This is a genomic window from Streptomyces sp. NPDC057654, assembly GCF_042800135.1.
Classification (GTDB): Bacteria; Actinomycetota; Actinomycetes; order Streptomycetales; family Streptomycetaceae; genus Streptomyces.
Genome location: NZ_JBHVHQ010000422.1, coordinates 1 through 7,143, shown reverse-complemented (window position 1 = coordinate 7,143; position 7,143 = coordinate 1). Strand labels below are relative to the sequence as shown.

Below are 7,143 nucleotides of genomic sequence, written 5' to 3'. Positions count from 1 at the left end.
GTCGCACCCCTCGCGGACCTGCGCCGCCTGCGCGGCAACGGCTTCCAGCGCCTCCGTGCGGCGCTCGGCCGCCGGTATCAGGCCGAGGTGGCGGCTGGGGGTGCTGGCGGTGCGCACGCGGCGCAGCGCGCCCAGCACCGGTACGCCCGCGCCGTCGAGCGCCTCGCGCAGCAGGTGTTCGTGGCGGTCCGTGCCGACCTTGTTGAGGATGACGCCCGCGAGCCGGACCTCCGGGTCCCACGACGCGAAGCCGTGCACCAGCGCCGCCACGGACCGGGACTGCGACGACGCGTCGACGACGAGCACGACCGGCGCCCGCAGCAGTTTCGCGACATGCGCGGTCGACGCCAGTTCGCCCTGGCCGCTGGCCCCGTCGAACAGCCCCATCACGCCCTCGACCACCGCGAGATCGCAGTCGCGCGCGCCGTGCAGGAAGAGGGGCGCGACGCGCTGCGGGCCGCACAGGTACGCGTCCAGGTTGCGGCCCGGACGCCCCGTGGCGAGCGCGTGGTAGCCGGGGTCGATGTAGTCCGGGCCGACCTTGTGCGGGGAGACCGCGAGCCCGGCCGCCGCGAAGGCCGCCATCAGGCCCGTGGCGACGGTCGTCTTGCCGCTCCCGGACGCCGGGGCGGCGATCACCAGGCGGGGGACAGCGCCAGGCACGTTCACCACTCGATGCCCCGCTGGCCCTTCTGGCCGGTGTCCATCGGGTGCTTGACCTTGGTCATGTCGGTGACCAGGTCGGCGAAGTCGACCAGTTCCGGCGGCGCGTTGCGGCCGGTGATGACGACGTGCTGGGTACCGGGCCGGTCGCGCAGCACCGACACCACCTCGTTCACGTCCACCCACCCCCAGTGCATCGGATAGGCGAACTCGTCGAGCACGTACAGCTTGTACGTCTCCGCCGCCAGGTCCCGCTTGACCTGCTCCCAGCCCTCGCGAGCGGCCTCCTCGCTACTGGCCATATCGCGCTGCACCCAGGACCAGCCCTCGCCCATCTTGTGCCAGGCGACGCTCCCGCCCTCGCCGGTGTCGCCGAGGACCTTCAGCGCGCGCTCCTCGCCGACCTTCCACTTCGCCGACTTCACGAACTGGAAGACCCCCACCGGCCAGCCCTGATTCCAGGCCCGCAGCGCGAGCCCGAACGCGGCCGTCGACTTCCCCTTGCCGGTGCCGGTGTGCACGAAGACCAGCGGCCGGTTGCGGCGCTGGCGTGTGGTGAGCCCGTCCTCGGGCACGACTGACGGCTGTCCCTTGGGCATTACGCGGCCTTCCGTGAGTTCTGTACGGTCCGGACGAGCGCGGAGACGCTGTCCGCGCGCAGTTCGTCGAGCGTCACCGCCGGGCCCTGGAGCTCGTGCGCGAGCTGCCCCGCCAGGCCCAGCCGCACCGGCCCGGCCTCGCAGTCCACGACCACCGACGTCGTGCCCCCGGCGGCCAGCAGCCGCGCCGCGCGGGTCGCCCGCACGACCGGCTCGGGCCCGCCCGTCGCCCGGCCGTCGGTCACCACGACCAGCAGCGGGCGGCGCGAGGGGTCCCGCATCCGCTCGACGCGCAGCACGTCGTGCGCGGTCAGCAGCCCGGCGGCCAACGGCGTCCGGCCGCCGGTCGGCAACTGCTCCAGGCGCGCCGCGCCCGCCTCCACCGAGGACGTCGGCGGCAGCGCGACGGCCGCCCCCGACCCCCGGAAGGTGACCATGCCGATCTTGTCGCGGCGCTGGTAGGCGTCGAGCAGCAGCGACAGCACCGCGCCCTTGACGGCGCTCATCCGCTTCCGCGCCGCCATCGACCCGGAGGCGTCCACGACGAACAGCACGAGGTTGCCCTCGCGCCCCTCGCGCACCGCCTCCCGCAGGTCGTCCCGGCGTACGAGGAGGCCCGGTCCGGACCGCCCGCGCACCCGCTGGTGGGGCGCGGCGGCCTGGACGGTGGCCGCCAGGTGCAACTTGGACAGCGCGCCCCGGGGGCGGCGCGATCCGGTCGTGCGCCCGTGCGCGGTACGGGCCCGCGAGCGCCGGCCGTCCGCGCCCTCGCCCAGCCCCGGCACGTCCAGCCTGCGCGTCCGGAACGGCTCGTCGGCGGCGACGGCCGCCGCCACCGGGCCGCCCGCGTCGTCACCGGCGTCCGTTTCGGGCCCGTGGTCCCCGCTGGGTTCCTGCGGCTGCGGCTGCGACGGGGGCTGGGGCGCGTCCTGCTGACCGGCGCCCGACTCGCGCTGCGTGGGCAGGTCCGGGCTATCGGGCCCATCGCCGTCCTGCGGCGCGCCGCCGCCGGGGCCGTCGTCCTTGGGCCCGCCCTCGTCCGGGCCCCCGTCGTCCGGGCCCTCCGGCTCCGGGTCGGGCTCCGGCTCGGGGTTGTCTTCCTCGAACTGCCGCAGGATCTCGTCGAGCTTGTCCTCGTCCAGCCCCGGCGCGTCGAAGGGCGCCCGCCGCCGCCGGTGCGGCAGCGCGAGCAGCGCGGCCTGCCGCACGTCCTCGGTCGCCACGTCGGACCGGCCCGCCCACGCGGCCAGCGCCGTCGCGGTCCGCGCGGTCACGATGTCCGCGCGCATGCCGTCCACCTCGAACCCCGCGCACACCGCGGCGATCCGCCGCAGCGCGCCGTCCCCGAGCCGTACGGACGGCAGCAGCGCCCGCGCCGCCGCGATCCGCTCCCGCAGGGAGCTCTCCTCGGCCGCCCACTTCGCGGCGAACGCCGCCTGGTCCTCGTCGTACGCGAGGCGGCGGCGCACCACCTCCACCCGCTCGTCCGTGTCCCGCGAGGCCGCGACCTCCACCGTCAGGCCGAACCGGTCCAGCAACTGCGGGCGCAGCTCGCCCTCTTCGGGGTTCATCGTGCCGACGAGGAGGAAGCGGGAGGCGTGCCGTACGGAGACGCCCTCGCGCTCGACGTACGAGGCGCCCGTGGCGGCGGCGTCCAGCAGCGCGTCGACCAGGTGGTCGCCCAGCAGGTTGACCTCGTCGACGTACAGCACGCCCCGGTGCGCGGCGGCCAGCAGGCCGGGCTCGAACGCCTTCACGCCCTCGGACAGCGCCCGCTCGATGTCGAGCGCGCCGACGAGCCGGTCCTCGGAGGCTCCGACGGGCAGCTCGACCATCTTCGCGCCGCGCGTGTCGGACGCCTCCTGGGTACCGCCCTCATGCGGCCCGTCGGGGCACTGCGGGTCCGGGGCGGCCGGGTCGCAGGAGAAGCGGCAGCCGGGTACGACCGCGACGCCGGGCAGCAGCGCGGTGAGGCCGCGTACGGTCGTGGTCTTCGCGGTGCCCTTGTCGCCCCGTACGAGCACGCCGCCGATAGCGGGCGAGATGGCGTTGAGCAGCAGGCCCAGCCGCATGTCCTCCATCCCGACGACCGCGGTGAACGGGTAGGTGGTGCTCATCCGGTGATCACTCCTTCGAGTGGCCTGTGGCGATTGGCTCGTTGGTGTCCGAGGGGTGTGCGGTATAGGGGCCCCGTACGCGATACAGGCTCCGTACGTGCGGAGCGGGAGCCCGTCACGGCGCCCCCGGCGGAATGAACGGCAGCCCCTCCGGCACGCCGTCCTCGATCAGCCGCAGCAGCGCGTCCGTGTCCGCGTGCTCCTCGATCAGGTCGCCCAGCCGGTCCAGCTGCTCCTCGCGCAGCGCCCCGAAACTCGTGTCGGGGGCCGGTACGAACGCCCGGCCCGCCGCCTGTGCGACGCGCCGCAGGAACGCCCGCCGGAAGCCGTCGCTCTCCAGCGACCCGTGCCAGTGCGTGCCCCATACGGAACCCACCCGGCAGCCGTCCAGGAACTCCTCGTCCCCGTCCGCCACTTCGGCGACCCCGTGGTGGATCTCGTACCCCTCCACGTGCTCGCCCAGCGCCTTGCCCGCCGGCCGGGCCAGGGTCTTGGCGGCGGCGAACCGGACCCGCACCGGCAGCAGGCCCAGCCCCGGCACCGTCCCGGCCTTCGACTCCACGTCGTCCTCGATGCGCTCGCCCAGCATCTGGAAGCCGCCGCAGATGCCGAGCACCGGACGCCCCTCGCGGGCGCGGCGCGCGATCGCGTCGGCCAGCCCGCGCTCGCGCAGCCAGGCCAGCGCCCGTACGGTGCCGCGCGTGCCCGGCAGTACGACCAGGTCGGCGTCGGCCAGCTCCTCCGCCCGGTCCACGAACCGCACGACGACGCCGGGCTCGGCGGCCAGCGCGTCCACGTCCGTGAAGTTCGACATCAGGGGGACGGCGGCCACCGCGACGCGCAGCACGTCCGCGCCGTGCGGCGGCGCGACGACGCTCTCGCGCACCGCGCCGCGCAGCGAGACCCGCAGCCCGTCCTCCTCGTCGATGCCGAGCCCGTGCGCGTACGGCAGGACGCCGACCGTCGGCCGCCCGGTGAGGCCGCGCAGCATGTCCAGGCCCGGTTCGAGCAGCGACACGTCGCCGCGGAACTTGTTGACCAGATACCCGGCGATGAACCGCTGGTCCTCCTCGGAGAGCAGGGCCGTCGTGCCGAAGAACGACGCGAAGACGCCGCCGCGGTCGATGTCGCCGACCACGACGACGGGCAGCCGGGCGGCCCGCGCGATGCCCATGTTGACGATGTCGGTGCGCCGCAGATTGATCTCGGCCGGGCTGCCCGCGCCCTCGCAGATCACCGCGTCATGCGTGCGCCGCAGCTCCTCCAGGCAGTCCGTCACGGTGCCGAGGAGCTGCTCCCGCCCGGTGTACCGGGCCTGTTCGCCGTCGCCGAAGTAGCCCTGCGCGCTGAGCTCGCCGACGGGCTTGCCCATCAGCACGACCTGGCTGCTGCGGTCGCTGCCGGGCTTGAGGAGCACGGGGTTCATCAGCGCGCTCGGCTCCACGCGCGCCGCCGCGGCCTGCATCGCCTGCGCCCGCCCGATCTCCGCGCCCTCGCGGGTCACGAAGGAGTTCAGCGACATGTTCTGCGCCTTGAACGGCGCGACCTTGACGCCCTTGCGGACCAGCCATCGGCAGATCCCCGCCGTCACCACGCTCTTGCCCGCGTCCGAGGTGGTCCCGGCGACGAGCAGCCCCCCGCCGAGCGGGCCTCGCGGCCCGCGTCCGTCCCCACTCACCGCTGCCTCCTCGCTCCGCGCCCCGCCACGATCCTGCCCACAACGGCGGCTACCGCCACCCCGCCGGCCACGCCCGTAACACCACGGAGCAGGACGGCGTCGAGCTCCTGCCCTGCGGCACCTGTCCGGCTGGGGCCGACGGCGGCCGTCGCGCCGGTCGGTCCGTGGACCACGCCCGCGCGGCGGGTCACGCCCGTGACCGTTCCTGTCGCGCCGGCCCCGTCGCCCGGGACAGCAGCCGCTGCCCCGTCTCGTCCGTCGGCCGCGCCGGTACGGCTGCTCGCGCCGCTGCGGCTGCTCGCGCCGCTGCGGCAGGTCATGCCCGTACGGACCAGCGCGTCCGCCACTTCCTCCACGCCCGCGACAGCGCCCGCCACGCCCGTAACGGCCCCCGCCGCGCCGCCCGCTCGCCGCCCCGCGGCGCCCACGACCGCCGCCCGCCCCGCCACCGCGCAGCCCAGCGCCAGCAGCGAGACCCGGCGCGAGAGCCGTACCGCCCGTTCGATGTCCGCGACGGCGGCCGGGCGCAGTTCGGCGCCGAGTACGGGCCGGTGTTCGGTGCGGCCCTGGTAGGCGAGGGTGCCGCCGAGGCGGATGCCGAGGGCGCCGGCGAAGGCGGCTTCGACAGGGCCGGCGTTGGGGCTGGGGTGCTTGCTCGCGTCGCGGCGGGCGGTGCGCCAGGCGCCGCGCGGGTCGGGGCCGGCGACGGCGGCGAGTGCGGCGGTCAGCCGCGCGCCCGGCCAGCCCACGACGTCGTCGAGCCGGGCTGCGGCCCAGCCGAACCGGCGGTGGCGCGGCGACTTGTGCCCGACCATCGCGTCCAGGGTGTTGACCGCGCGGAAGCCGACCAGTCCCGGCACCCCGCCGAGCGCGCCCCACACCAGCGCGCCGACCACCGCGTCCGAGGTGTTCTCGGCCACCGACTCCACCACGGCGCGCGCGATCTGCTGCTCGTCCAGTTCCCGGGGGTCGCGCCCGCACAGATGCGGCAGCCGCTCCCGGGCCGCCGCGAGGTCACCGGCGGCCAGCGCCCCGCCGACCGCCCGCGCCTCGCGGCCCAGCGAGGTGCCGCCGAGCACGGCCCAGGTGGCGGCGGCGGTCAGCGCCGCCTCGCCGATGCGCGGCGCGGGAAGGGAACGTGCGGTACGGGCCAGCAGTGCGGAACCCGCTACGGCGCCGCCCGCGCACAGCGCGGTGTGCAGCGCCCCGAACCCGCGATGATCGCGCCACAGGGCGCGCTCGGCGGCCGCGGCGGCGCGCCCGAAGGCGGCGACCGGATGGCCGCGGCGGGGGTCGCCCGCGAGAAGGTCGCCGAGGAAGCCGATGGCGGCGCCGTACGCGAAGGGGGCGTGACCGGCACGCATCCGTATGTCCTCACTCAGGGTCCGCGCCCTGGCTCGACGTGACCGGCGACCAGAGTCTCCTGGCTCCCGGATCCGCGCTTCCCCCGGCCTTCCAGCTCGCTGTCGGCGAGCCGTGGCCTGTGAGTGGTGGGGGAGCGCTCCCCGGTAACAGTGGCGGGACCGCGCCGGATTCGCACCGGCTTCCTCTGCTGTCGCCGTTTGGCTCCGGAAGTCCACCATGGCCCGGGAACGGCCGTCAACTCACGCTTGACCTGCGACGGGGGAGTGTGCGGAGGCACACAGTGGGGAACGCGGGGCGCACGCGCGAAGGCCCGCCGGGCGGTGTCATACGAGACACTCCCCGACGGGCTCAAGGCACTGCCGCTGCCGCTCCGCTCAGGCCACGATGAGATAGATGCCGTACGCGACGACCGCCGCGCACGCGGCGAAGCAGGCATACGCGCCGGTACGGGCCAGAGCACCCGCGCCGGCCCCTTCTTCTCCTGGCTTGCGGGACGTGCCGACGATGCCGAGCGTGAACACGCCCACCATGCCGACCGTCACCACGAGGCTGACGCCGAAGACCTGCCCGAGGGCTGCCCAGTCGATGTTCATGGCGTGGGTCCTGGTTCCTTAGGTGGTCGCCGCGGCGGCCGGGGCGCGGTCATGGGGCTGGGCGGGCGGCACGTCCGCCGGGGGGAGCGGCCCGGCGGGCGGCGGGGCGACGCTCTGGAGCGCGGCGG

Annotated in this window: 5 protein-coding genes, 1 pseudogene and 1 riboswitch; all 6 genes and pseudogenes read right to left on the bottom strand. The window is 75.6% G+C overall.

Translation table 11 applies throughout. From position 1 onward, the window contains the following. The coding region (locus ACFU99_RS26480; protein WP_384396304.1) for a cobyrinate a,c-diamide synthase at nt 1-663 on the bottom strand (663 nt) is incomplete at its 3' end. Nucleotides 664-665: 2 nt separating this feature from the next. Continuing rightward, nucleotides 666-1,262, bottom strand: a complete 597-nt coding sequence (gene cobO, locus ACFU99_RS26475) for a cob(I)yrinic acid a,c-diamide adenosyltransferase (protein ID WP_384396301.1) — start codon at nt 1,260-1,262, stop codon at nt 666-668. Next, complete coding sequence (locus ACFU99_RS26470; RefSeq protein ID WP_384396298.1) at nt 1,262-3,379, bottom strand: putative cobaltochelatase; 2,118 nt, start codon at nt 3,377-3,379, stop codon at nt 1,262-1,264. Before ACFU99_RS26470 ends, cobO begins: the two co-directional genes overlap by 1 nt. Nucleotides 3,380-3,494: 115 nt before the next feature. Then, nucleotides 3,495-5,057, bottom strand: a complete 1,563-nt coding sequence (locus tag ACFU99_RS26465) for a cobyric acid synthase (RefSeq protein ID WP_384396296.1) — start codon at nt 5,055-5,057, stop codon at nt 3,495-3,497. Nucleotides 5,058-5,467: 410 nt separating this feature from the next. Continuing rightward, a pseudogene (locus tag ACFU99_RS26460) lies at nt 5,468-6,421 on the bottom strand (cobalamin biosynthesis protein); the annotation flags it as partial. 52 nt (nt 6,422-6,473) lie between these two features. Continuing rightward, a riboswitch (cobalamin riboswitch) is annotated at nt 6,474-6,608 on the bottom strand. Between the two features lie 188 nt (nt 6,609-6,796). Further along, a complete protein-coding gene (locus ACFU99_RS26455; protein ID WP_384396293.1) occupies nt 6,797-7,015 on the bottom strand; it encodes a hypothetical protein in 219 nt (72 codons plus the stop codon). Nucleotides 7,016-7,143 lie beyond the last annotated feature (128 nt).